26 protein-coding genes and 1 pseudogene are annotated in these 23,780 nt (G+C 69.4%); 20 read left to right on the top strand and 7 right to left on the bottom strand.

Annotated elements, in window-relative coordinates; all coding sequences use genetic code 11:
• Positions 1–432 precede the first annotated feature (432 nt).
• Positions 433–810 carry a hypothetical protein gene (locus ACZ7IF_RS35380; RefSeq protein ID WP_470980326.1) on the top strand — a complete coding sequence of 126 codons (378 nt, stop codon included), beginning with the start codon at positions 433–435 and terminating at the stop codon, positions 808–810.
• Positions 788–1,429, top strand: a complete 642-nt coding sequence (locus ACZ7IF_RS35375; RefSeq protein WP_470980323.1) for a hypothetical protein — start codon at positions 788–790, stop codon at positions 1,427–1,429. Before ACZ7IF_RS35380 ends, ACZ7IF_RS35375 begins: the two co-directional genes overlap by 23 nt.
• A 148-nt stretch (positions 1,430–1,577) precedes the next feature.
• On the opposite strand, the gene ACZ7IF_RS35370 is transcribed toward ACZ7IF_RS35375, so the two are convergent.
• Positions 1,578–2,321: a hypothetical protein gene (locus tag ACZ7IF_RS35370; protein WP_470980320.1), complete on the bottom strand. Its 744-nt coding sequence runs from the start codon at positions 2,319–2,321 to the stop codon at positions 1,578–1,580.
• 345 nt (positions 2,322–2,666) lie between these two features.
• Here ACZ7IF_RS35370 and ACZ7IF_RS35365 point away from each other — a divergent pair.
• A pseudogene (locus ACZ7IF_RS35365) lies at positions 2,667–2,904 on the top strand (restriction endonuclease); the annotation flags it as partial.
• Positions 2,905–2,992: 88 nt separating this feature from the next.
• On the opposite strand, the gene ACZ7IF_RS35360 reads toward ACZ7IF_RS35365, so the two are convergent.
• The 3 genes from ACZ7IF_RS35360 to ACZ7IF_RS35350 all read right to left on the bottom strand — a co-directional run bounded on the left by ACZ7IF_RS35360 (position 2,993) and on the right by ACZ7IF_RS35350 (position 4,965).
• The gene (locus ACZ7IF_RS35360) at positions 2,993–4,039 is read right to left on the bottom strand and encodes a tyrosine-type recombinase/integrase (RefSeq protein ID WP_470980318.1); all 1,047 of its coding nucleotides are present in this window, start codon (positions 4,037–4,039) and stop codon (positions 2,993–2,995) included.
• A gap of 206 nt (positions 4,040–4,245) precedes the next feature.
• On the bottom strand, positions 4,246–4,563 hold the full coding sequence (locus tag ACZ7IF_RS35355; protein WP_470980315.1) for a helix-turn-helix transcriptional regulator: 318 nt from the start codon (positions 4,561–4,563) through the stop codon (positions 4,246–4,248).
• A gap of 117 nt (positions 4,564–4,680) precedes the next feature.
• Positions 4,681–4,965 carry a helix-turn-helix domain-containing protein gene (locus ACZ7IF_RS35350; protein ID WP_470980313.1) on the bottom strand — a complete coding sequence of 95 codons (285 nt, stop codon included), beginning with the start codon at positions 4,963–4,965 and terminating at the stop codon, positions 4,681–4,683.
• Between the two features lie 241 nt (positions 4,966–5,206).
• Between ACZ7IF_RS35350 and ACZ7IF_RS35345 the strand changes: the two genes are divergently transcribed.
• The 3 genes from ACZ7IF_RS35345 (at position 5,207) to ACZ7IF_RS35335 (ending at position 7,688) form a co-directional block, all read left to right on the top strand.
• A complete protein-coding gene (locus ACZ7IF_RS35345) occupies positions 5,207–6,100 on the top strand; it encodes a hypothetical protein (RefSeq protein ID WP_470980349.1) in 894 nt (297 codons plus the stop codon).
• Between the two features lie 71 nt (positions 6,101–6,171).
• Positions 6,172–6,795 (top strand): ATP-binding protein, encoded by a 624-nt coding sequence (locus ACZ7IF_RS35340; protein WP_470980347.1) that lies wholly within the window; start codon positions 6,172–6,174, stop codon positions 6,793–6,795.
• A 29-nt stretch (positions 6,796–6,824) separates the two neighbouring features.
• Positions 6,825–7,688, top strand: coding sequence for a DUF2637 domain-containing protein (locus ACZ7IF_RS35335; protein WP_470980310.1), 864 nt, complete (start codon positions 6,825–6,827; stop codon positions 7,686–7,688).
• Between the two features lie 537 nt (positions 7,689–8,225).
• On the opposite strand, the gene ACZ7IF_RS35330 is transcribed toward ACZ7IF_RS35335, so the two are convergent.
• Complete coding sequence (locus ACZ7IF_RS35330) at positions 8,226–8,804, bottom strand: GNAT family N-acetyltransferase (protein ID WP_470980307.1); 579 nt, start codon at positions 8,802–8,804, stop codon at positions 8,226–8,228.
• Positions 8,805–8,827: 23 nt separating this feature from the next.
• Entirely contained in the window at positions 8,828–10,102 is a 1,275-nt protein-coding gene (locus ACZ7IF_RS35325) for a Tat pathway signal protein (protein WP_470980304.1), read from the bottom strand.
• Positions 10,103–10,268: 166 nt separating this feature from the next.
• On the opposite strand from ACZ7IF_RS35325, the gene ACZ7IF_RS35320 reads away from it, so the two are divergent.
• From ACZ7IF_RS35320 to ACZ7IF_RS35290, 7 genes are all read left to right on the top strand, one after another.
• Positions 10,269–10,661 (top strand): hypothetical protein, encoded by a 393-nt coding sequence (locus tag ACZ7IF_RS35320; protein WP_470980302.1) that lies wholly within the window; start codon positions 10,269–10,271, stop codon positions 10,659–10,661.
• Between the two features lie 193 nt (positions 10,662–10,854).
• Positions 10,855–11,715: a glycosyltransferase gene (locus tag ACZ7IF_RS35315; RefSeq protein ID WP_470980301.1), complete on the top strand. Its 861-nt coding sequence runs from the start codon at positions 10,855–10,857 to the stop codon at positions 11,713–11,715.
• On the top strand, positions 11,712–12,617 hold the full coding sequence (locus ACZ7IF_RS35310; RefSeq protein WP_470980298.1) for a phosphotransferase: 906 nt from the start codon (positions 11,712–11,714) through the stop codon (positions 12,615–12,617). The genes ACZ7IF_RS35315 and ACZ7IF_RS35310 overlap by 4 nt, the downstream gene beginning before the upstream one ends.
• On the top strand, positions 12,614–13,345 hold the full coding sequence (locus ACZ7IF_RS35305) for a glycosyltransferase (protein WP_470980295.1): 732 nt from the start codon (positions 12,614–12,616) through the stop codon (positions 13,343–13,345). Before ACZ7IF_RS35310 ends, ACZ7IF_RS35305 begins: the two co-directional genes overlap by 4 nt.
• Complete coding sequence (locus ACZ7IF_RS35300; protein ID WP_470980292.1) at positions 13,342–14,238, top strand: PIG-L deacetylase family protein; 897 nt, start codon at positions 13,342–13,344, stop codon at positions 14,236–14,238. The genes ACZ7IF_RS35305 and ACZ7IF_RS35300 overlap by 4 nt, the downstream gene beginning before the upstream one ends.
• The gene (locus tag ACZ7IF_RS35295; protein ID WP_470980290.1) at positions 14,235–14,849 is read left to right on the top strand and encodes a hypothetical protein; all 615 of its coding nucleotides are present in this window, start codon (positions 14,235–14,237) and stop codon (positions 14,847–14,849) included. Before ACZ7IF_RS35300 ends, ACZ7IF_RS35295 begins: the two co-directional genes overlap by 4 nt.
• The gene (locus ACZ7IF_RS35290; RefSeq protein WP_470980288.1) at positions 14,846–15,931 is read left to right on the top strand and encodes a glycosyltransferase; all 1,086 of its coding nucleotides are present in this window, start codon (positions 14,846–14,848) and stop codon (positions 15,929–15,931) included. The genes ACZ7IF_RS35295 and ACZ7IF_RS35290 overlap by 4 nt, the downstream gene beginning before the upstream one ends.
• Here the strand turns inward: ACZ7IF_RS35290 and ACZ7IF_RS35285 are convergent.
• Complete coding sequence (locus tag ACZ7IF_RS35285) at positions 15,928–16,959, bottom strand: phosphotransferase (protein WP_470980285.1); 1,032 nt, start codon at positions 16,957–16,959, stop codon at positions 15,928–15,930. The genes ACZ7IF_RS35290 and ACZ7IF_RS35285 overlap by 4 nt on opposite strands.
• Positions 16,960–17,152: 193 nt before the next feature.
• Here ACZ7IF_RS35285 and ACZ7IF_RS35280 point away from each other — a divergent pair, with 193 nt between their 5' ends.
• The 7 genes from ACZ7IF_RS35280 to ACZ7IF_RS35250 all read left to right on the top strand — a co-directional run bounded on the left by ACZ7IF_RS35280 (position 17,153) and on the right by ACZ7IF_RS35250 (position 23,559).
• Positions 17,153–18,211 carry a serine hydrolase domain-containing protein gene (locus ACZ7IF_RS35280; RefSeq protein WP_470980282.1) on the top strand — a complete coding sequence of 353 codons (1,059 nt, stop codon included), beginning with the start codon at positions 17,153–17,155 and terminating at the stop codon, positions 18,209–18,211.
• Between the two features lie 257 nt (positions 18,212–18,468).
• The gene (locus ACZ7IF_RS35275) at positions 18,469–18,963 is read left to right on the top strand and encodes a Pycsar system effector family protein (protein ID WP_468886151.1); all 495 of its coding nucleotides are present in this window, start codon (positions 18,469–18,471) and stop codon (positions 18,961–18,963) included.
• 19 nt (positions 18,964–18,982) lie between these two features.
• The gene (locus ACZ7IF_RS35270) at positions 18,983–19,687 is read left to right on the top strand and encodes a Crp/Fnr family transcriptional regulator (RefSeq protein WP_470980279.1); all 705 of its coding nucleotides are present in this window, start codon (positions 18,983–18,985) and stop codon (positions 19,685–19,687) included.
• Between the two features lie 110 nt (positions 19,688–19,797).
• Positions 19,798–20,583 (top strand): hypothetical protein, encoded by a 786-nt coding sequence (locus tag ACZ7IF_RS35265; protein ID WP_470980276.1) that lies wholly within the window; start codon positions 19,798–19,800, stop codon positions 20,581–20,583.
• Positions 20,580–22,595 carry a hypothetical protein gene (locus ACZ7IF_RS35260; protein WP_470980273.1) on the top strand — a complete coding sequence of 672 codons (2,016 nt, stop codon included), beginning with the start codon at positions 20,580–20,582 and terminating at the stop codon, positions 22,593–22,595. Before ACZ7IF_RS35265 ends, ACZ7IF_RS35260 begins: the two co-directional genes overlap by 4 nt.
• Positions 22,592–23,368 (top strand): hypothetical protein, encoded by a 777-nt coding sequence (locus tag ACZ7IF_RS35255; protein WP_470980270.1) that lies wholly within the window; start codon positions 22,592–22,594, stop codon positions 23,366–23,368. Before ACZ7IF_RS35260 ends, ACZ7IF_RS35255 begins: the two co-directional genes overlap by 4 nt.
• On the top strand, positions 23,365–23,559 hold the full coding sequence (locus tag ACZ7IF_RS35250; RefSeq protein ID WP_468886141.1) for a hypothetical protein: 195 nt from the start codon (positions 23,365–23,367) through the stop codon (positions 23,557–23,559). The genes ACZ7IF_RS35255 and ACZ7IF_RS35250 overlap by 4 nt, the downstream gene beginning before the upstream one ends.
• Positions 23,560–23,780 lie beyond the last annotated feature (221 nt).

Below are 23,780 nucleotides of genomic sequence, written 5' to 3'. Positions count from 1 at the left end.
CGAACCACGGATCAAGCCCTCAGGGCCCCGTGGGGAGAATCTGGGGAGAATGCGCGGTAGAAGGCCGACCGGGCGCGGCACCTCCGCCCATCGAGGGGCGGCGCCCAGAATGCGACGCGCCGCCCCAAGGACGCCACTCAGCGAACGAGGACGGACTGCCCCAGAGTGCACCCCTCCCAGCATGTGAACCTTGCCCGCCAGTACCAGACCTGCCAGCGATCGCCCGACGCATCGCTGATCGGGTTCGCTGCCACTCCGTGAGTGCGTTGAGGTCATGGGCGGACAGCTCATTCTGCGAGGCGCGCCGCTTCGCGGGGCTACTGGAAATCACAGCCGTGCAGGTGATGGACACAACAGCGAAAGATGCCTCCCGATCGCACCCGTGGCAGTACGTTGGGCTTCACTTCGTCTCTTCATGAGGGGTCAACGACCTTGAGCCTGCCCGATGTTGTTGGAGAGGTTGCAACCGGATCGGCCGTCGCGCTGGTCAGCGGAGCGGTCACAGGCGGCGCGGCTTGGGTTGCGCTGAAGATCCGCGAGCTCGTACATCGAGGCACCCCTGCTGAGCGGGATGCTCTGATCACGGTTCTCAACGATCGAGGGGCCACCTCGGAGGAACTCGTAGCCCGCCTGACCCCGCTGATTCGAGCGCACCTCGACTCGCATCCGGAGGCGATCCCCGATTTCAAGACGCTGACCGTCACCGGACCCACCACCTACAACCAGCACAACACCGGCAACGGCTTGTTCATCGGCGGTGACAACCACGGCAGCCTGACGATCAACCATGGTGATCGCGAGCGTGACTGACCAGCCGCCTGAGACCGAGCAGAAGGTCGTAAACCAGACGAACCAAGGTTCGGGCACCTTCGTAGCCGGCAACGTTCTCGGCAGTATCGTGAACCTCTTCGTACCCGCTCAACGGCAGAGCCGCCCTACATCGACCACCCACACTGACGCACCCGAGGACGACTACGAAGACATCAGCTGGTCGCTCGTCGAGGCCGTCTTCTTGGCGGCCACCTCCGGGACCGCAATCATCTACTGCATCCGAGGCTTGCCTTTCTCCGGCGCAGGACCAACTCCCGGCATAGCAGAACGGATCGTGGTTGGGATCCTGTTCACATACGCCTTCTTCGCCTGCGCCGCAGCGTTCCTCGCGAGGGCCGCGCAGGGCCTCGAAGTATGGGCAGGAAGATGCGCCGACATCGCCGTCCAAACCAGGGGCGGTATAGCTGCACACCTACCCGCATGTATGGCTCGAGCTTTGGCAACCACTGCGTCCGGGGTGGCAACGACGGCTGCCCTTGTGGCCGTCTTCTACGGGTGGTCGGGCTTCGGCGCCAGTGTGCAGGAGAGGGCATACATCGCACGCGACAACGCGGCCGTGAACGCCTCACGGGCGAGCGCAGCGACCCGGAAGGGCTGACGGACGCACCGAAAAGCTCGCTCCGCGCCTTCATCTTCCGCTACGGCAACCGCTCACTGACCAACTCACATTCGTCGGGGCCGGCTAGCAGCGGTATTACGAGCCCTCGCTCATGACGTGCTCAGGTGCACGCAGCGACCGCAGCAGATCATCGGTTGGCAAGATAGAAGATGAAGAATGCGCCGATTCCGAGCCCCCAAAGGAATGCAACGGCTCGCGCCTTGTGGTCTGGAAGGACCTCCGGGGGAGGCGGAGTGACTGTGGCCTCGATCCGCCCAGCCGCACCATTAAGTGCGTTCGCAATCGACTCGATCCGGCCAAGAGGCTTGTCCCCGTTCTGCAACCTCTCCATGTCCCTAACGAGCCGGTCCAGAGAGCTCAGACTCCCCTCAAGACGTGCGACCAAGCTTTCAAGATCTACCGCAGCGCTCCCCGAGCTAACGAGCCCCTCGATGCGGCCGACAATCCTGTTGAACTCGTTGAGGTCGAGCCGTTGGGTCGCCTTGTCGAAGGTATCCGCAGCATGGGATACCTGTCCTGCCACGTCTTCGTTGATGCTGAAGCTTGCATGCATCAGCGTCCCAGCAACGTCTTCGTTAATGCTGCGGCTCGCGTGCGTAAGCATCGTGGCGACGTCTTCGTTGATGCTGCGAGCCGCCAGCGCAAGCAATCCTGCTGCATCGGAAGAGATCACCCCGTCATCCATGGCCTCTTCGAGAAGCCTAGCCAAGGCGGGCGAATCCTTGGAAATCTTCCTGAGCAGCGCCTTGGTCTTGGCATCGACGGCCTCGATACGGATTTCCCCATGGTTGTCACCACCAACGAAGGCACCATCGCCATGGTTGTGCTGCTCGAAGTTCTGACGATGCGGCTCCGGATCAGCGCCCGTCATGTTCCCCCTACCCTTTGACGCGGACGTGGATCACCCGAGTTGGTTGCGAACAGCTGCAAGTGCCCGTGCGGGACCGGCCTCCCTGTCACAGGAACTCAATGACAGGGCATCCGTCAGTAACAGCCCACCGTTTCACATTAGTTGACTGGAAATCACAACTTGTGCGGCGCGATCGCTGCGGTTCACGAACGCAGTCGCCACCGACCGCGCTCCACAGGGAGACGCATTTTCGCAGCGCTACAGACGGCCGGGAAGCTTCGACGCAAGCCAGTCGGCCAGGCATTCCCGAAGACATGGCCGACTTGCACCCTTGACGTCCGCGCGATTATGACGGCTCATCAAGTGACCTCGGTGATGTACCAGGTATGCGGAACGGCGGGTCCTGCACCCAGGGCGGACCCCGCGTTCGTCGTCACCAACGGCGCGTTCACCCGCAACGCCATGGCCTGGGGCGACCGTCACGGGGTGCGGTGGGTCGACCGCCGACCGACTGAACCGCTGGGCCCACGAGGGCAAGGCGCTGCACGAACTCCTCGGCCTGCCCGCAAGGTGCGCCCGCCTGCCTTGGCGTCGAGCGGCATGAGACGCAGCGCCTGACCCACCAACCAGAACGGGTGGCACAGCATGTGCTGTGCCACCCGTTCTCAGGCAAGGGCAAGGTCTTCAGGGACCTACTGAGGGGCCACTCCGAGCAGCGCATCGACTGCCGCGCGGCCCTTGCCGCCGGCGTCGGGCATGAAGTGGGCATAGTGGTCGAGGGTGATAGTCGGGCTGGAGTGGCCGAGCCATCGGGCGAGGGTGACGACGGATTCACCCGCCTCGAGGATCACGGAGGCGTAGGTGTGCCGGAGGACGTGGAAGCCGTCCTTGCGGGACGCCTTCCAGCGCTGGCCCTTCTCCCGCACGGGGATCACTTCGGCCTTCGCGAGGGCGGGCTTCCATACCTCGTCGTTGAAGATGTTGGCGCGGATGGCGTTGCCGTAGGTCGTGGTCAGGACCAGCGGAAAGGCTTGTCTCTCCCGATCCGGTTCCGGGCCGCCCCACGGCAACTCGACCTCGACGGCCGGGTGCTGCAGGAAGTGTGCGCGCAGCTCTGCGGCCACCGACGGCGGCATGTCGACCGTGCGGGTCTTCCCACCCTTGGGGAGAGTGAGGTACAGGCGCCCGTACAGGAGCTGGACCTGGCGGCGGACCCGGATGAGGCCGCGCTCGAAGTCGACGTCCGCCGGGGACAGCCCGAAGACCTCCCCCTGGCGCAGCCCACACCCGAGGGCGACGACGACGGCGATCCGGTACCGCTGGTTGATAACGTCCCGCACCCGCTGCGCCGTCTCCAGCAGCCACGCCTCCCGCTGGTCCTCGGGAGCCTTGGGCCAGCGCACCGACTTGGCGCGCATCGGGTTGCGGACCAGACGCTTGTCGTCGATCGCCGTCTCGAAGACGTTCGAGAGGGTGGTGAGGATCTGCCGGGCGTAGCGAGGTGCGCACTCGCCTTCGAGCGTGGCGATGTAGCCGCGCAGGACGGCCGCGGAGACGTCCCGCAGCGCTACGTCGCCGATGTGCGGAAGGACGTGGAGGCGCACGCGCTCGTCGACCCGCTTGACCGTGCCCGGTGCTCCACGGACGCCCGCCTGCCAGTGGTGCCTGACGTAGTCGGCGATGGTGATGGAGCCGTCGCGCGGATCGACGAACTCGCCCCGCTCGCTGTCCGGAGCCACGCCTTTGCGTCCTCCAGGGTGTCGAAAGACATGCCCCGGACGCCCGGGATGCCCGCGACCCGGTACCGGCTGCCCTAGCCGTACCGGGCGGTGCGCTCGCGCTTGCCGGTGACGGGGTCCTTCTTCTTGTTGATCCAGCGGTCTTCGATGTAGCCGGCCAAGTGTTTCCTTGCAGCTGGGGGTTCGGGACGGTCGGCCGGGTGGCGTCAGATGGTCGCTGAGTAGGCGGCACGCCGCCTCTGTGCGGCGCTCACGGGGTTGAGGACGGGGTTGGAGCGGGAGTCCGCCTGCTCCTGCTCCCGTATCCAGGCATCGAGCGCATCCATCCGGTACGTCACTCGCCCGCGGGCACCCATGCGGAAACTCGGCGGACCCTGCCGCCGGTGACGCCAGACGTAAAGCGTCTTGGGTGAAATGCCGAGATATTCAGCCGCGTCCTGCACCCCGAGAAACGCGCGACCGATGGCCGGACGGTGACGGAATCCGGCAGCGGTAACGGAGGAGACCGGGTCGATAGAAGACAAGCGAGAATCCTTAAGGCAGAGGAAGGGAATGAAAGCCTGGCACCCATGGGTGACGAAGACGTCCAGGACCACCAATGGTCCGGAGAATCCCCGGTTTCGGAAACCGGGGATCGTCGGCTATATTTCGCCCACCCCGGCGGGAGCCGGGTGGATCGGCACCGTCGCCAGCAAGATCTGCGGAGGGGTTCCGAGGGCGGCAGCGATGGGGACGAGGTCGTCGATGTCGCAGCGCCGGACCGTGCGTTCGATACGTGAGAGCGCGGTGAAGGTCATGGGGCGACCGAGTGCGGTGACGCGGGCAGCGAGCTGGCGCTGGGAGTAGCCACGGGCGACGCGGGTGCGTTCGATGGCGTGGGCGGCGGCCCGTCCGGCGGGTCCGATTTCAAGGGGGCGTGGCGGCATTGCCGTGTTGTAGCTTGCGCGCCCGAGCCTTCGGAAGGCTTTCCTGTCTGCTGTGAGCGATGCCAACAGATTTCAGGGGAGATTTCGGCGACCGGGATTTCAGGTCTACCCTGCAGCCGGAAAACCTTTCAGCAGTCCTAGAACCAACTCTGGACTTCTGGGGCAGGGGTGTGGCTGTGTTGTCCACGCACCACTGCCCCACTGTCTCCACGCCCCCAATTCCGAAAGGCGGTCGATCCTCATCGCCCGTATCCGCACCATCAAGCCCGAGGCCTTCGCTTCCGAGTCCCTGGCGGCCGTGTCGCTGACGGCCGAGCGGACCTTCTTCGGCCTGCTCACCCAAGCCGACGACAAAGGCCGCATCCGCGACCAGGCCGCCGTCATCGCCGGACAGCTGTGGTCGCTGCGCCGCGAGCACGGCCCGGTGGAGGTCGAGGACGACCTGACGCAGCTCGACGCTGCCGGCCTGATCTGCCGCTACGAGGGCGAGGACGGAAGGCAGTACCTGCACATCGTCGCCTTCGGCCGCCACCAGAAGATCAACCGCCCCAGCGCCAGCAGGATCTCGGACTGCCCGCACCACGACCTCGGCCTTCCTCGTGAGACCTCACTGCCTATGCGCGGAGCAGTCGCTGAGGCTTCCGTGAAAGGTCCGGGAGAAGACACGGAGCCCACCGTGAGCCGAGACTCTGCAGGTCAGGGGCGATTCAGTGAGTCGTCAGCGCGTGCTCAGGGAGGGCTCGTAAAGGCCGCGGTGAACCCTCAGCGTCCGGATCTAGGACCTAGGAACAGGGAACTAGGAACTACCCCGTTGGGGGGCGCGAGCGCCCCCGCGCCCCAGACCGTCTCGGCGAAGGACCTCGTCACCGAGTACGCCGCGGCCTGCGAACACCGTCCGCCCGCGAGCGTGCTCGGTCAACTCGGACGGGAAGCTGCCAAGCTCCTCACCGAGGGCATCGACCCCGCCCACGTACGAGCCGGTCTGGACCGCCACCGGGCCAAGGGCCTTCACCCGAAGACCCTGGCCAGTGTCGTGCACGAGGTCATGAACGCGGGGACGCCCACGACCGCCGTCACCCACCGTCCCTGGACCAACCCCACCGACGTCGCCGCTGCCTACGGGGGTGCGCTCTGACCGCCACCACCCTGCCCCAGCCCTCCGGTCAGGGCGTCCGGGCCGTGGCGGGCATCCTGGCCCGCCGAGGCATGGACCCCGTCATCGGCTCGGAGGAACCGGAGCCCACGCCCGAGCCTGTCAGCACACTGGAACTGGCCGACGCCCGGATCCCCCCGCGATACCGGCATGCCCTCGCCGATCACCCCCAAGTCACCGCTTGGGTGGACGAGATCGCGTGTGCCGGGGGCCCTGGCCCGAGCGGTACGCGGGGCATAGCAGAGGGCCCGTCGCTCCTCATCGCTGGTCCCACCAGCACCGGCAAGACCCACCAGGCCTACGGGGCAGTCCGCGTACTGCTCGCTGCCGGCGTCCGCCTGCGCTGGGAGGCAGTCACAGCCGCCGACCTGTACGCCCGCCTGAGGCCCCGCCCCGGCCTCGACGCGGAACGTGAGCTGCACACCTTGGCCCGCTGCCCGCTGCTGCTCATGGACGACCTCGGCGCCGCCAAGGGCAGCGAGTGGACGGAGGAGCTGACCTACCGGCTGATCAACCACCGGTACGAGTACCTGCGCCCCACCCTGCTCACGACCAACCTCCCCATCCCCGAGCTCCGCACCGCCCTCGGCGACCGCGTCGCTTCCCGCCTCTCCGAAATGACCCACCGGGTCGTCCTCGACGGCGCCGACCGCCGCCGCACCCCCCCTGCCGCTTGAACGCGCCAACCCCTTGGAGCACCACCCGCTTGACCACCACCTACCACCGCACGCAGACGGCTGAGCGGTACGCCCTGGCCGTCGCAGGCTGCGTCATCGTCGCGCTCACCGCAGCAGGATTCTGGCTCTCCTACGCCCATCTCGCCGAAGTCGCGGGGCAGCACGGTCTCAGCGCTTCCCCAGCCCGCCAGTGGGCGTGGCCCGCCACGCTCGACGCCTTCATCGTCGCCGGGGAAGTACTCATGCTCCGGGCCAGCCTCCGCCGGGAAACCGACGGGTGGGCGATCGCCCTCACCGCTGCCGGATCACTGGGCTCCATCGCCCTCAACGTCGCCGGCGTCAGCAGCACCAACGGCGTCCTGGCCCCGGCCCTCGACTACGTCGTCGCCGCTGTCCCACCAGCAGCCGCGCTCTTCGCCTTCGGCGTCCTCATGCGGCAGATCCACCGCCACGTCGCCTCCGACGACTCCCGCCACCATTGCCTTCCGGCAGGAGAGACCGCAGTGCATCCCGCGGACCTGGATCGTCCCCACGCGCACTCCGCCACAGCGCCGCTCCCGGACCCGGAATGGCCCGAGGGCCGGGAGGGTGACCGCCCCACTCCGACTGACGCCGTACAGGGCGCATCAGTCGATGTGGCGGAAGAGACCGACCAAGTGGCGGAAGCCCGCGTCCCGCCGAAGAAGCGCACCGGTCGCAAGCCCGCCGCCACCGACGACGAGCTCTTCACCATCGCCCTCACCGCCCCGCTCGGACGCGATGGACGCGCGTCAAGCCGCCACATCGAGACGGCTGTCCGCACTCGCGGCCTCCCCATCGGCAGGGACCGCCGGAACAAGATCACCCGGCAGGTCCAGGATGCACTCGACAGCGGCCGAGCGGACGCCGCGTAGGCCTCGTCCGAAAGTCACATTGTTCCCCCGCGCATCCGTCGCGGGGCGAGCTGGCGTTCGTGCGCCCCATCCCCTCAACGCCGGTGCCGTTCCAGCCCGACCAACAGGAGGCACGCTCTTACAGGACGAACCCACTGCCACGCATCCCCACAACCTCCAAGCAGGCGACGCCTACCCAAGCCCCAGACAGAGCAAGTTATCGGCCAAGACGCTCTTCCCCGTCGGGGGAGAGCGTCTTGGCCGGTCCCGCCCCTGGAGTGGCGGGAGCGGACCGGAGCCAGGGGGCACCGGTCCACCAGGCAGCGACCGAGGACGGATCGCAGCCGAGGGAAGAGCACCAGCCTGCGTGCGAAGCCGCGTCACCTCCGCTACCCCGCCAAAGCGCGTGCACGACGACGCACCACAGGGACGACCAGCGCTCCAAGGTATGCAGCGTCTGTCTGCCCGACGACGAGCACGCGCTCGTCGCGACCGCCGCCAGGGCCGTCGGCGTCGCCAGCTTCTTCGCCCGAGCGACCCACAAGGCGGTCCCCGGCCTCAGGATCGCCCTGCAGATGTACTGCCATCACACCTGAGCGCGCGGAGCATGGTGGTGTACACCGGCGCGTCGGCGAAGGGCTGCTGGTCACCGATGTGCTGGTACCCCCAACTCTCGTAGAGAGCCTTCACCTTCGGGTGTCCGGGCTCGACAAGCAGCGTGACGCGTTCCTCGGTCCGGCCGACCAGCAGTTCCTCGTGGATTCGGTGGGCCAGACCCGTGCCCCTCCAGGGAGCCCGGACCATGATCTCGAAGAGGGCGAGGGTTCGACTGCCGTCCTCGGTCGTGTCCGCCTCTGGAAGCGGCTGGAGCATGTGGGCCCACCAGCCGGTGTTCTGGGGCAGGGCCGCGGCGTAGGCGTAGCCAGCGGCCTCGCCACCGTCGTAGGCGACCACGGCCTCCCAGGACGGGCGGGAGGAGTGGCCGGTGAGACGACCCTCGAAGCGGTCGACGGAGAAGAACGGGTCCTCGCCGATCTCCTTCTCGTACACCTCGGCGTACACGCCGACCAGGGTGGGGCGGATGGTGGGCAGCTGGTCGGTGCCGTAGCGGTGGAGGGTGATCTCCGGCGTGGGCATGGTGCTCCTTGTCGCGTGCGGGTTCAGGCAGTGCGGGTGCGGTCGTTCCACTGGCGGGTGACGGCGGCCTTGGGGGCCGCCTGGTTGAGTGCGGAGGTGAAGCTGCCCAGGAGGTGGGGAACCCGGCCGGCGTCGGCACCGGTCGGGGCGATGACGCGGGTGGCGGTGGCCACGGCCTGCTCCACGTCCCCCTGCGCGACCTGCGCGAGGGCCGCTTGGGACAGGTAGTAGGCGCGGTTGCGGTGCTGGTCGTCGCGGAGGTCGGCGATGCACCGGTGGGCGTGGAACTCGGCCTTCTCCGCCTCGCCGAGCCGGTAGTGGGTGATGCCGGTCAGGCCGTGGAGCTCGCCCCGGGTGTAAAAGGCGACGGAGGACGGACGGGCCTCGGCGGGGTCGGCTCGATCGTAGGCATCGTGGGCCCGGTCCAGGGCGCGGAGGGCCCGGGTCTTGTCACCGAGGCTGGCGGCGGTCAGGGCGATGCGGGAGTGGGTCAGCGAGGCGTAGAGGGGGTCGGTGCGGTGCACCCGAGTGCCCGTGCAGGCTTCGGCCGCGGCGAGGGCGTCGGCGTACCGGCCGCGCTGTCCGGCGAGCATGGCGGCGTACCGCCAGGTCTGGTGCTGGACCTGACCGTCTCCGGAAAGCCCTGCGAGGGTGACGGACTGCTCCAGGTAGCGCTGGGCCTCCCCCAGCCGGCGGGCGTCGATGGCGGAGAACATGGCGAAGGCCGTGAAGGACGCGGCGACGGCGTAGAGGCGGGAGCGGACGCGCTGACTGGCGGAGCCGTGCTGCTGGAGGCTGATGGTGCGGGCGGCGAGGTCGGCGGCGCGCTTCTCCAGGACGGGACCGCCGCCGTTCTGGTCGTCCAGGAGCCACAGTTCGGCCAACAGACCGCGCAGGCGGTCGACGTCGGAGTGCCCGACCGTGGGTCGGGTGGCTGCGGTCGCGGTGCCGGTGGACACGGCGACGGCGGCGCCGGTGGCTACGGAGATGAAGCTTCGACGGCCAAGCACAGGGTCCTCCAGTCGTGCTGAGGGCGTTGCGGGGCGGGGACGGGCTCGGGGCACGAACCCCAGGTCGGTCCCAGAAAGCCCGGAGACGGCCTCCAGGGCCTGCCACTGGCGGTCCTGGGGTGAGCGGTTCTCTCCCGACAGCCACCGGTAGACCGTCCGTTCGGTGACGGCGCCGCGGTGGCCGGTGAGGTCCGCCATCGCGTCGTTGACCTGCTCGGCAAGAGCGCCCGCACTGAGCCCGTGTTCCTTCATCCAGGTCTCTAGTTCCGCGTTCTGCTTCCGCACCATGCAGTCACGGTAGAGGTGGGGCCGCCATCCGAGGTAGCGCAGGTCGGGACTTTTCGTCAGTGGTCACGCGAGTAGCTGCGAGCGGATTCGTCATGTCCAACACGGCTCGGACACGGGTTACTTGTCCACACAGCCGAACCGGCAGCAGGCGGATGGGAGCGGAATCGTGACCGTACTCGCGCACGAAGTGGCGACAGCCCCGGTCGAGGTGCCCACGGTCACCTCCGCCAACCAGAAGACCGTGATCGCCTCCGCGGCTGCCGCCGTCGCCGGGGACGTCGAGGCCGCCCTCACCCTCGCCGACCACCACCCGGCCGGGGAGGCGTCCGTACGGCTGCGGGAGCGGCTGCGCGAGCACATCCACACCCTCGCGGTGCCCGCCGAACGGTACGCGGCCCTGCTGCCGGAGAGCCGGGACAAGGCCATCGCGGCCAGCACCGTGCGGTTCGCCCGCAAGGTCGCCCGGGATTGCGGGAGCGATCCGGCGATAGCGCTGCGGCTGCTGGCCAAGTCGGTGGCCCACCTCGCCCGGAACACGGACCTCCTGCGGCTTGTCTGAACCGCTTCCGGCGCCGGTCTGCCTGGGGCGTCGGAGCCGGAAGCCCTCCACCTGCCCGGCCGCGGCAGGTGACTGCAGCACCTCGCCGACACCGGTGAGGCGGTCGGCTCCCCCCAAATGCGGGCGAGGAGTCGGCCACCATGCCCCGGCCCTGCCGGCCAGTCCCGTCGAACCTCGCCCTGGAGGCACCCGCGTGTACGCGATCGGCATGTGCGTCGATGCCCGCTACCTCTTGCCCGCCCTGGTCACGCTCGGGTCGGTCGCCGACCACCTGCCGGTGGCCGAACGCCGCGAGAGCGCGGTACGGGTACTGACCAACGGCCTGTCCCCGGGGCAGGCCGCCGTGATGGAATCCTTCGCCCGCCGCTGCGGATTCGGCTCCTTCGACCTGCGCTGGCAGGCCCCGCCGCCCGAGAGCGTCATGGCGGACACCGCCTACATCTCGGTCGCCACCTACCTGAGGTTCGGGTTCACCCCCGGCTTCCTCGACCGGCCGTTCCTGATCTACGTGGACGCCGACGTACACGTGCGCGGCGACCTCTCCGCGCCCCTGGACGGACTGCCGACGGACCGGATCGGCGCCGTGCAGGACGAGTTCAACCCGGCCGTCGGCCAGTGCCCGGCACTGCCCGGCGTCGCCGCGCGCTGGCCCCACCTGGTCGGGCGCACCTACTTCAACGCCGGGATGCTGTGGCTCCCCGCGCCGATGCTCGCCCCCATGCGGGCCGGGGTCCAGCGGGCCCTGGTCGGCGGGCGGCAGTACATCAAGCACAACGACCAGTGCGCCCTGAACCTGTGGCTGCTGTCCTCCGGGGCCGCGCACCCGGTCAGGCCGGTGTTCAACCGGTTCGAGGTGGAGCGGTTCCTCGAGCGGGGGGACTGGGTCCGCCGGGTCCTCCGCCGCCCGGTCACCCGCCGGGACGGCCACGTGGTGCTCTTCGTCGGGGGCCAGAAGCCGTGGATGCGCTCGTGCCCCAGCACGGAGGACGTGCGTGCCTACCGGCAGCAGATGCACCGCACGCTGCGGCACGTGGCCGGGGCAGGCGCACGGTGACTGGCGGCACGGTCCTGGCGATAGAGCGGGCCTGCACGGAACTGGCCGGGTCGGCTCCGGCCGAGACGGTCCGCGTCCGCAGCGGACCGAAGACGGCCGTCTACCGGGTCCGGCTCGCCGATGGCCGCCCGGTGGTGGTCAAACTGTTCGAGGCCGACGGCTCCCACGTCGCGGCCGACGAGGCCCGCCTCCTGGCCGCTGTAACCGACGCCGGGCGGGTGCGGGTGCCGACCGTGATCGGGCACGGGCCAGTTCCCGGCCTGACCGTCTCTGCCCTGGTCACCACCGATGCCGGAACGAGCACCTTGGGGGATGCCGTCCGAGCCGGGCAGATGCCGCGTCCGGCGGCCCTGCTGAGGCTCGCCCTGCTGATGGCGGCCTTCCACAGCACCAAGGCCCCGGCCGGGGTCCCCCTGGCGCCGGGCATCGGCCAGCAGGTCAGCGCCCTGGCCGCCCACTGCCCCAGGCAGGTCTTCGTCCGGCTCGCGCCCGCTCTGGAGGTCATCGCAGCCGGGGCTCGCATGGAACGGCTGGTGTGGTGCCACGGAGACCTCCACCTGGAGAACGTGATCTGCGGAGGCGACCGACGCCTCACCGTCGGCGAACACGGCCGGCCCCGCCTCCCCGACTACCTCGTGGACTTCGAGGCCGCGACCGTGGAGGTCCCCGAGTACGACCTCGCCCAGACCCTCGTGACCTGCGACGCCCTGGAGCCGTCCGACCGGGTGTTCATGGCCGCCTACGGACGACCTGTCGACACCCGGCTCCTGGACGCCTACGTGGCCTTCCAGGCCGTACGCGGCTGGACCTACGCCGCCCACCGGGAAGGCCGCGACCGCGACGCCTGGGCGGCCCGCCTGCATCTTGCTCTGCCCCCGCAACCAGGAAGGACCGACCCGTGACCGATCCCGATCTGTCGGTGATCATTCCCGCGTACAACGAGGCCAAGTACCTGCCCCGCTATCTGCCCACCGTCTTCGCGTCCATGCGCGCCTGGGAGGCAGGCTCCGGCCGGCGCGGAGAAGTGATCGTCGTGGACAACGCCTCCACCGACGACACCACGACCACCGCCAAGGCACTGGGGGCCAGGGTGGTGACGGAGCTGGTCCGCAGCATCGGCCTGGCCCGGAACACCGGAGCCCGCGAGGCCGAGGGCCGGATGCTGTTCTTCGTCGATGCCGACGTGGCCCTGCCGCTGGAGGGGATCACGGCCGCCGTCGCCGCGATGGACGCCGGGGCCGTCGGCGGGGCGATCCCACCGCTCTACACCCCCGTCCGGTTCGGGGCCCGCCTGCTCTGCGCCTACTGGGACCACCACCGCTCCCGCCACGGGGGCGCCCAGGGCGTCAACCAGTTCTGCACCCGGGACGCCTTCAAAGCAGTGCACGGCTACCGCCCCGACTACTTCATGAGCGAGGACATGGAGTTCTTCGCCCGCCTGACCGCCTACGGCCACCGCATGGGCGGGCCGGTCGCGGTCCTCGAAGACCTCCGCGTGCGGCCCTCCACCCGCCGCTACGACGCCTGGTCCACGGCCCGGATGCTCTGGTGGCAGAACCCCGTGATCGTCCGCCTCGGCCTGACCTCGCCCCGCTTCTGGCGCAACTGGTACGCCACCACCGTCCGATGATCGGAGAACCCCAGGTGACCCGCCTTCCCCTGCCGGACGCCGACGGCATCTACACCTTCCCCACCGACCTCCTGACCGCGCACCGGGCCTGGATGGACTCCCTGGCCGGGGCGAAGGAGATCATGACGCTGACGGCGCCGCTGACCCTCGCGCCGTACTGGATCGAGCCGCGCAAGCCGTCCGGGCGGCCGGTGGTCGTCATCGAACCCCACCACGACGACTTCGTCCTGTCCGCCTCCGGAACTTTCCTCGCCCGTCCCCGGCCGCTGACCGTGGTGACCGTCTTCACCCGCTCCCGCAGCGTCCACCCCTCCCTCGAAAACACCTACAACAGCGTGGAGACGGTCTCCGGACTCCGCGACCGCGAAGCCGCCCAGTCCCTGTTGCCCCTCGGGGCGGCCCGGGTCGGCCTGGAGCACAAGGACGCCGAGAAGCCTTATCGGGCACCCGAGCCCGCCCAGGTGGACCGGATCACCTCCGAACTCGCCGAGGTGCTGGACGGGATGGACGACGCGGAGTTGCTCGCACCGGCCGCCGTTACGCGCCACCCGGACCACCTCGCCGTTCACGAGGCGGCGCGGCGCCTGGGCTGCCAGTGGTTCTGGGAGGACGCCGCCTTCTGGTCCACCTACGGGCTGTCTGGATGCGACCGGCACCTGTTCCGACAGCGGGTACGCGACGTCTTCGAACCGGAGCTGGAGGACATCACGGCCACCGTCCTGGACAAGGTGACCCTGCTGCACATGCACGGCTCGCAGATGCACCCCGCGCGCAAGATGTACCGTCCGATCCGGCACGCCCACACCGTCGCCGCCAACCTGCTGCCCGACCCGGACAGCCGTCCGCGGGGCCAGTTCGCGGAACGCTTCTACCGGCTCGGGGGGTCGTGGTGATCCTCGGCCTGGAAGGCCCCTCGTACGGGGGCAAGACCTCCGCCCTGGGGCGGCTGCGCCGGGTGCCGGCGATGCGGGACGCGCTCTTCTTCTCCTGCTACGTGAAGTCGTTCGCGCGCCGCGAGGACATCCCCACCCCCTCCACCCGGTCGGCAGACGAGCAGGTGAAGGCGTTCATGACGTTCATGGAGATCGAGGGCAACCGCGTGGACGCAGCTCGCCGCCACGGCGGGCTGGTCGTCCTGGACCGGACCGTCGACACCCTCCTCGCCCACGCTCACGCTATGGACGAGATCTACGGCTTCAACGTCCTGCCCGAACTGACCTGTCGGGCCGAGGAGATGCCGCACCTGAGGCCGGACCGCACCCTGTACCTGGACGTGACGCCCGAGCTCTTACACCTGCGGCGCAAGGCGGTCGGACACCACGAGGTCGAGCCGGACTACTTCCTCCACGACCCCGCCTTCCTCACGCACTTCCGCGACTACTTCTGCCGCCCGGTCCGCCGCCCGGCGACTGCGGAGTTGGCCATCGCCACCGGGGACGGCGACCGGCAGGAGACGGCCGCCGTCGTGCAAGCCCTCTTCACGTACTGGGCGGGTGTCCGGTGACCGGCCCAACGGTGGTGTTCGTATGGCGGCGGACCCCACCACCGCTGCTGATCGGGGGCGCGGAGGTCTCCCAGCAGCTCCTGGCGGAAGAGTTCGTCCGGGCCGGCTGGCGGGTCATCTACCTCGGCAGCCACGAGGCGCCCTGGAACGGGTCCGCGCAGATCGGGCATCTGCGTGCCCACCTCCGGGCCCACGGAACCGTGTGGAAGGAGGTCGGCGGGGAGGTCCGCTACCAGTGGAATGGTGTCTCGTGCCGGGCCGTGCCGCAGGACAGAGTGGAAGCGACGTTGAAGGGCCTCCTGGCCGAGGCCCGGCCGGAACTGGTGGTGACATCGCAGGAGCGGGCTGCCGACCTCGCCGACCTTGCCCGCCGGTCCTCGCGGGTCGCCGGATGGCTGCACTCGGTCTCGGCCAACAGCATGGGCGTCCTTCACGGCCGACCGCACGTCGCCCTCGCCACGTCGAAGTTCGTCGCCGGACGCACCCATGCCCACTCCGACACGAAGACCGTCGCCTTCTACCCGCCCTTCGCGCCGGCCGAAGGCGCCGGGCACCTCCTCGCCGCGGGGCCCGGCACAGCCGGTCGCGTCCCCGGCGGCGTGCTGATGGTCAACCCCATCCCCGCCAAGGGCGCGGCCCTCCTGCACCAGCTGATCCGCAGGTTGCCCGCCCTCCGGTTCACCCTCGTCGAGGGTTGGTGGGACACGGCCCGCGAGTTCACGGCGTACCCGAACGTCCACTGGGTCCCCCGCACCTACGCCATGGGCCCGATCTACGCCGCGAACGACCTGCTGCTCGTGCCCTCCCAGGTCGAGGACGCCTTCCCCCGGGTGATCGTGGAAGCCGGGCTCCACGGCGTCCCCACGATCGGCTCGTCCCGCGGCGGCATTCCCGAGGCGGTCGGTGACGGCGGAGTGATCCTCCACCCCGACGACGTGGACGGCTGGGTGCAGGCGATCGAGTCGGCCGACCGGACCGGCCTCGGCGCGAAGGCCCGCGCCGGGGCAGCGCCGCTGGTCCGGCCGTGCCTGCCCGAGCTGGCTGCCGCCGGGCTCATCCCGGCGGCAGCAGCCGCCGGCTAACGGGCGGCGTAGGCGGCCTGCACCTGGTCGGCGCGGTCGGTCCACCAGTTCAGCAGTGCCTCGTCCGTCAGGAACATCTCGCCGAAGGTGGGGTCCTGGCGGTCGAGGTAGAACTCCAGCTGCCAGAAGTCGGTCAGCCGCTTCCACCACAGCCGCTTCACCGCGTCGGCGAGGTCACCCTCGGACAGATCGATCACGGACCGGTATCCGGAACAGAACGCGGCGACACGGTCGAGGTCGAAGGCACCACCGACCCCGAACTGCACCTGCGCGGTCCGTGCGACCTCCTCCCCGTACGGACGGACCCCGAGCCGGTCCCAGTCCAGGACCGCCACCACTCGGCCGTCGCGGCGCAGCAGGTTGCGGTACTGGAAATCACCGTGCGTCCACCCGCAGGGCCCGGCCGGCACCTCGCCGTCCGGCCGGGCATCGGCGTACCTCGCGAGAAGGCCGCGGCGGTCGTGCAGGGCCTCGGCGGCGGCCTTGTCGAAGTCCGTCACCGGAATGGAAGGCAAGCGGCTCAGGAGACCAGCAGCGGCCCGGTCTGCCTCGGCTACGTCGCGGACCTTCGCCACCGGTGCCTGCTCCGGAACCGGGCCGGGCCCATGCCGCCGCAAGCCCTCGTGCAGGCGGCCCAGAAGAGCACCGAGATCGCGGACCTGGTCGAGCGGGAGATCCGTCCCTTGAAGGTGCTCGCCCTCCACCCACGGCAGGACGCAGTAGCCGTGACCACCGACTTCCGCCACGAGGTCGCCGTTGGCCGCGCTCAGCGGCGCCGGCACGGGGATGCCCTCGCGAGCCAGGTCCACGAGGACCGCAAGGTTCCTGCGGACCTTTGGCAGAGGAACGTCGGTGATTTCCTTGAGCGCGAACACCCCGGCAGCGGTCACGAGCCGCCAGTTGCGGTTCATCAGGCCGTGGGCAAGGAACCGCCGATCACTCACCGCGCCCAGCCCGAACGCGTCGGACAGGCTAGGCAGCACTGCCGTCAGAGCATCTTCTCGAGTCGTATCCGTCACCCCCAGCACGGTACGCCGACGCCGATTCCCGCACCCGAATTCGTCACCCGGATCCCCACTGAGAGTTCGGAGGGAGAGGCGAGCCGCGATCGTTTCCGTCACCAGCTCGCCTGACTCCGCCCGTGGCGGAGCCGGAACAGTCCTGGCGGCCTCACTAACCTGACCGACGGACCACCCGCGGCCGCACGACGATCGGGAAACCATGACCACGCCCTCCACCACCCGTATCGAAGACCTCCTGCAGACCGGCGTGCGCGAGGAGGTCTACCCCGGCGCGGTGTGGGCGCTTGGGGACGCCGACGGCATCCGCGCGAGCGGAGCCATCGGCCTCCTCGACCCCGACCGGCCCGACAAGCCCATGCGGCTGGACACAGTCTTCGACATGGCCAGCCTCACCAAGATCCTCGCCGTCTGGTCCACGATCGGCACGCTCGCCGAAGAGGGCAAACTCGACCTCCACGCCCCTCTGGGCACCTTCTGGAACGAGGTCGCCGGCCACCCCCTGGCCGGGGCCACGGCCCACCACCTCCTGACCCACACCGCGGGCCTGCCCCTGCGCGCCAACCTGAAGAACCTCTACGGCACCGACCCCCAGGACATCCGCGACGGCGTCCTCCACGAAGCCCTCCACCGCCCGCCGGGCGAGGCCGTCGAGTACACCGACCGGGCCGCCCTCGTCCTCGGCTACCTCGCCGAACACCTCTCGGGCCAGCCCCTGGACCGGCTCGCCACCGACCGCGTCTGGCACCCCCTGGGCATGACCCACACCCGCTTCGGCCCCCTCCCCGCCACCGAGGCGGCCCGCTGCGCCCCCACCGAGTACGACGAGACCACCGGCACCCACCTCAAGGGCACCGCCCACGACTTCTCCGCCCGTCTCCTCGGCGGCGTCTGCGGCATCGCCGGCACCTTCTCCGTCCTCGACGACCTCACCCGCTTCCTCCGCCACATGCTCGCCCCCACCCAGGCCGCCTTCGGCCCGACCTGGATCAAGGACTCCCTCCACCTCCAGACCGGCGCCCTCACCCCCGCACGCGGCCTCTTCTGGCACCCCGCCCCCGGCACCACCCCCGCCGAGGACGTCTGGGTCCACTACGGCTTCACCGGCACGGGCATGTGGATCAGTCCCACCCAGGGGCGCTGGGCTGTCCTCCTCGCCAACAAACTCCGCTTCAACCGCGACCGCGAACCCCTAACTGAGATCCGCAATGCTTTCCGTGCCGCCGCACTCACCGCGCCGGATCCTGATGTCTGCACATGACCTCACGTTCGTAGCTGAACCAGGATGGTCTCTGCCTCCGGACGGAGCGAACGGTTGTCGGTGGGAATGTCGACGACACCTTCGACGGCCGCCTCTCCGCAGCCGTCAGTAACCCCAGCCACCCTCGTTGCACTGTTCGATTGGCAGACCCGGTTCAGGCCAAGATGTCCGCCGTGCGTTTTCAGACGGCCATGCCTGCGCATCCTTCAGCGCAGCAACAGCGAGTAAACACTCGCTGCACTTGGGGGGATGTCAACGTGTCGACTGAGCCGACCGAAACAGCATGGAAGATCCAGTCAGCCGTCGCGGATGCTACGGCCAAGGCGGACTCGAAAGCCGCACTCGCCTTGACCCTGCAGTCCACCACGCTGGCCGTACTGAGTCTGCTGGCGAGTTCACGGCGGGCGGCGGGCGGGTTCGAGTCCGTCGCGGCGCAGACGCTGTTGTGGCTGGGTGTCGTACTCATCATGGCGGGTGCCGCTTGCGCCGCATGGGCTGTTTCTCCCCGGCTCGGCAAGGAGCGGCGAGGACCAGATCCGGATGGCGACTTCCTGTACTTCGGACACCTCCGGCTCATGGAACCAGCCGTGCTGGAGCGGGCGCTGCGGAACACGGACCCGCTGCCTTCTCTCACCCGGCAAGTGGTGGTGATGAGCGAGATCGCCTGGGCCAAACACCGCCGGGTGCAGTGTTCTCTCGTCCTGGCCGTCGCGGGCTGCGGCTCCTTCGCCGTGGCCACCGTCTTCGCGTGACGCGCCAAGAGGTGTCACTGTGAACTTCCTTTCCTTGGTCTCTCCAGATGTGTGGCGTGACTTGATCGAACGCGGGCATCGGCGCACCTACCGCAGCCAGGCGGTACTGCTGGCCCAGGGTGAGTCGCCCGACGGTGTGATCGCGCTGGTCGACGGGCTCGTCAAGGTGGTGCAGGGCAATGGGGCCGGGGACCGTCTGACGTTGATGCTCCGTGGCCCCGGCGAGGTCCTCGGTGAGATGGGTGTGCTGCTCGACCGTCCGCGTTCGGCGACCGTGACTGCGGTACGTCCCTGCACCGGTGTTGTCATGGCCGCACACGCCTTCCGTGGATACGTGGACCGGCATCGCCTGGAACCGGTCGTGTACCGGCTGAGCGTGGACCGACTGAACAGCCAGGAACGTCTGCGCGCAGACCTTGCGCATCTGCCGCCGCTGGCGCGCCTGGCACGGGTGGTCGCCCATCTCGCGGACGAAGTGGGTCACCGGGACGGGGACGGCAGTGTTGTCGTCGAACTCGGCATACCCAGGGAGGACTTGGCCACCATGGCGGGCATGAGCCGGTCGTCCGCGCTCGCCGCCCTCGCGCGTCTACAGTCCGACGGCATCGTCACGCTCGGCCGTCGGCGGCTCGTTGTCAGGGATCCTGCCCTGCTGAGAGCCGCGGCGCAGGGCGACGGGGTGGGAGACGGCGACCGGCCGCCGCGCGGAGCTCCCGCGATGTGACGTGCCACACACTCGTACCGTCCAGCGCTGGACGGTCGGCTCCCTGCTCCTCGAACAGGGTGGTGCTCTCCCCACCGCGTGGGTGGGGAGAGCGACGAGAGGAGCGGCGCATGTTGCCGTCGTGGGAGCCCTTGTGGCCCTACCGGGCCGTGCTGGCCGTGGACGCCAGGGACTTCGGAACACTTGACAGCAAGGGAATGCAGCGGGTCAACGCCGACATCCCGCCCCTGCTGGCCCAGGCGCTGAGCGCCAGCAACGTCAGTGCGCACTGGGAACGGCGCGTGTTCGGCCAGCACACGGGCGACGGTTACGTCGCAGGCATGGACCCCGAGGTCCTGCCCGCGCTGGTGGGGCACTTCCCCGACGCGCTTCGCCAGGCGCTCGGCCGTCGGCGGGCCGACAACCCGCACCTCAAGCCGCTACAGCTGCGGGTCAGCATCCACGTCGGGCCGTTGCCTCAGAGCGGTCTCGGGGTGCCCATGGTGCACACCCACCGGCTCCTGGACGACAAGGCGCTGCGGGCGGTGCTCGAGCGTGGGCATCCCGAGATCACCAACACCGCCGTGATCGTCTCCCAGCGGGTGTACGAGGACGTCTTCGACAGCGGCTGCGTCAACGACGACGTACTGCCGGCGCACTTCCACCGGCATCTGGTGAGGGTGAAGAAGTTCGAGCAGCCGGCCTATCTGCACCTTCCGGGTTTCGACTGGGGGCTCGCGGATCCGGACATCTTCGAGCCGTCCGCTGCGGCCGGGGACGACTCGGACCCGGGAGCCGCGGCGCGCGTGGCGCCGGCTCCCGCGGCTCCGGCGGGTCCCGGCGCGGCGAACTTCCACCAGTACGGCGAAAAGAACACTCAGGCGTACAACCTCTACGGCGAGCGGGGGCAGCGATGAGCGACCAGAGCAGCGAGCTTCCCGACGCGACCCACCGCAGTACGGACCCGGCGAAACCGCCGACGCAGGAAGCACCGGCCGACTCGCCGCCGTCGAACACGGAGTACCACCAATACGGCGACAACAATGTCCAGGCGTACAACTACGCCGTGCACCTGAACGGTGACTACGTCCAGGACCTGCCCATCGACGGCCGCGACTCCGCCTACCGGGCGAGCGAGGACCAGCGCTTCGTCGAGCCCCGGGAGCCGAACCGTCTACCAGACGCCGCCAAGATCCTCGAAGAACACGGTGTCGTGGTGCTCTGCGCGCCCGCCGGCAGCGGTCGGCGGACCGCAGCCGTACGGCTGCTGCGCCGTGCGGCGGCACTGCAGGAGCCGGGGCTGTTCGACCTCGAACCGGAGTGGGCCAAGCCCAGCACCCAGTGCCTGCCCGTGCGGTCGGCGACGGGCTTCGTACTCGACCTCTCCGACCTCCCGGACGAGCCGCCCGCCCGCTTCGGGCAGGACCTGCTCCGTCATGGAGCGACGCTGCGCAAACGAGGGTCCTTCCTGGTCGTGCTCGCCACCCCAGGCGACTGGCAGGGCGCGTGGGCCGACGCCACCGGCGACGTCACCGTACGGCTGGAGTCCCCCAGCGCGCGGCGCCTGGTTGAGGCCGAACTCGACGCGCACGGTCACGCGGACCGGGTGGCCTGGCTGACGGACGAGAATTTCTCCCCGATCTGGACAACTGATCCCTCCGCCCGTGAGGCGTGCCGCCTGGCCGGACTCCTCGCTGCGGTCACTGGCAGGGAACAGCTCAAGGAAGCCTTGGACCGCTTCGGGGACTGGCACACCACGGTAGAGAAGCTGCTTAACAAGCGCGGTTCGGTGGACGGGAGTCCATCGTTGCTGTCCACTCGGGTCACTGTGTGGACGGGAGCACTGCTCGACGGAGGGCGGCGCGGTTCCATCGTCCGCGCGTCCGACGACCTGCTCGCCTCGCTGGGCCAGGCGCGCGGACCGGCCGATGTGCTTACCGACGCGACCTCGTCCCGCCGGCTCCAAGCTGCCGAGATCGTTCCCGTCGGCGACCGCGCCCACCATGACCAGAGCCGTCAGGGTCTGCCCGCAGCCATCCTGCGCCATCTGTGGGACGAGTTCCCCACCCAACACGACCTGCTGACCAAGTGGGCGATCGGCGTCGCCGCGAATCGATCCATCCCGGAAGACGACGCTCGCCTGGCTAGCGAGGCCCTCCTACGCCTGGCGGTGCGTCGGCACGACAGGAAGGTGCTCGACGACCTCGCAATGGGACTCACCGGCCCTCGGCGGATCTTGGCCGTCGAGGCGCTCACCAAGGCCGCGACCGACGCCGAACTCGGCCGCTACGTACGGGACCGGCTCCTCAACTGGGCGGAGTCCAACAATGCGGAGAAGCTCGATCTGGTCGTCGACATCTGTGGCGGGCCATGGGGCTCGGAGCAGCCGGCGCTCGCCCTGACCCGCCTGGGCAAAGCGGCGGGCGGGAAGGAGTTCGGCGCCGAGAAGCTGATCGACGCCTTCCGGGAGCTCCTCCGCCAGGCCCCCGGCCTCGTGGACAAGACCGTCGTGCAGTGGCTGAGGAAGCACGGGACCGAGACCGGCGAAAAGGCACACCGCCAAGCGTTGGGGTCCTTCATGGCACTCGTCTCCAGTGACGCGGGTACGGACCTGGTCCTCGCCTCGGCTCGCGACGCGTCCAGCAGGGAGCACTTCGTCCATGCCTGGCAGGCGCTGCTGTCCACCAACGAAGCCGTGGACGCCGTGCTCGGCCAGCTCACTCGGTGGCAGGAGCGGTTCGAGCACGACTCCGACCACAGGGACGCGGTGATTGCCCTGCTCGCGGAGGTCTTCGCCCCGCCGCGGCTGCGGTTGCGTCTCGACCGGCTCCTGGTGGCCGAGGGCGCGGTGGTCCGGCCGTTCTGGCGGGACATCCTCGGCTCTGCCATGCAGCACTACAGCCTCGTCCGGAAGGCGTCGGAGGCGTGACCGATCGTCCCGGTCCTTGGTGGAGACAGCGGGTCGGCCGGTTCACTGCGTACTGGCCCACCTGCCTACCGGGCGTCCGCTTTCTCGCGCACGGCACTCTCACCTATCTGGCCCCTCCCCGGGCGGCCGGGAGCCACCACGGGACCGCCGCGCGAGCGGCGGCCCGCCTGGCCTTGGACGAACTCGGCCGCAGTATCGCCGGGAAGCACAGTCCCGAGGAGCTGGAGTGCGCTCGGCAGAGGCTCACCCTGGCGGTCTCGCCGTGGCACAGCCCCGACAGCCGTCCCGACATCTGGGTTAGGGCACGACTCACCCTGCTGCTTCCCCAGCAGGATGCCGACCGGGCTCAGAGGCACCAGAACGCCCTGCGCGACGTGGAACTCCGGCTCGCGCAGGAACAGTTGTGCCGGCAGGAGTTGGCTCGGACCGTGTGCGCGGACCGGGACACCGCCCGCCTGTGGTGGCTGGAGCGACATCTGGACGACCTGTCGGCCCTCGACTGGACGTCGTTCAAGAACACGATCCTGCCCTTGGTGGGGACGTCGGTCGCCGAGCGCACGCAAGCCGAGCGGCTCGCGCACACCCTCCTCTACGTCTGGGAGCAGTTGGACTCCGCGCCCGGGCGGCAGGCGCGGTTCATGGCCACCGCCCGCACGCTCTTCGAGCAGATGGGTTGGGCCGACGGGTTCCCCTGGCCGTCGCCGTCCGACGACCTGGAGCCCGTGGCGCCGTCCCCCGCAACCATCCCCTTCACAACGGAGGACGAGCAGTGAAGACCTCCATACTGCGCTGGCTGCTCGACCCGCTCACCAGTCTGCTCGCCCTCTACCTGTGGTCCCGGGAGCGCGGCCGCAGGCCATACGACGCAGCGTGGCGGCTGGCCAGGGTCATGCGTCACCCGGACGAGCTCGTGTACCGCGTTCACGGCCACCGCCCCGACGATCCTGGCGACGCACTTCCTTGATCACGGGACAGTGTTGCCTGCTGCGAGACACGATCCATGCGGGCGCGGCGTGATCGGTGCCGACGAGCTGGACATCTCCAGGGGACCGGTCCCATGCACGGTCCGGTGGTGGTGCCGGGCAGCGCAGTGAGGCCAGAATGCTGCCTGCGACTCGAGATCGCAGTCACCTCCGCCCTGGGCCCTGCGAAGCCGACCGGGCGCGCCGAGCCCAAAGGTGCCCG

The sequence above is a fragment of the Streptomyces sp. NPDC037421 genome (assembly GCF_055602105.1).
This window is presented reverse-complemented; position numbering and strand designations above follow the sequence as displayed.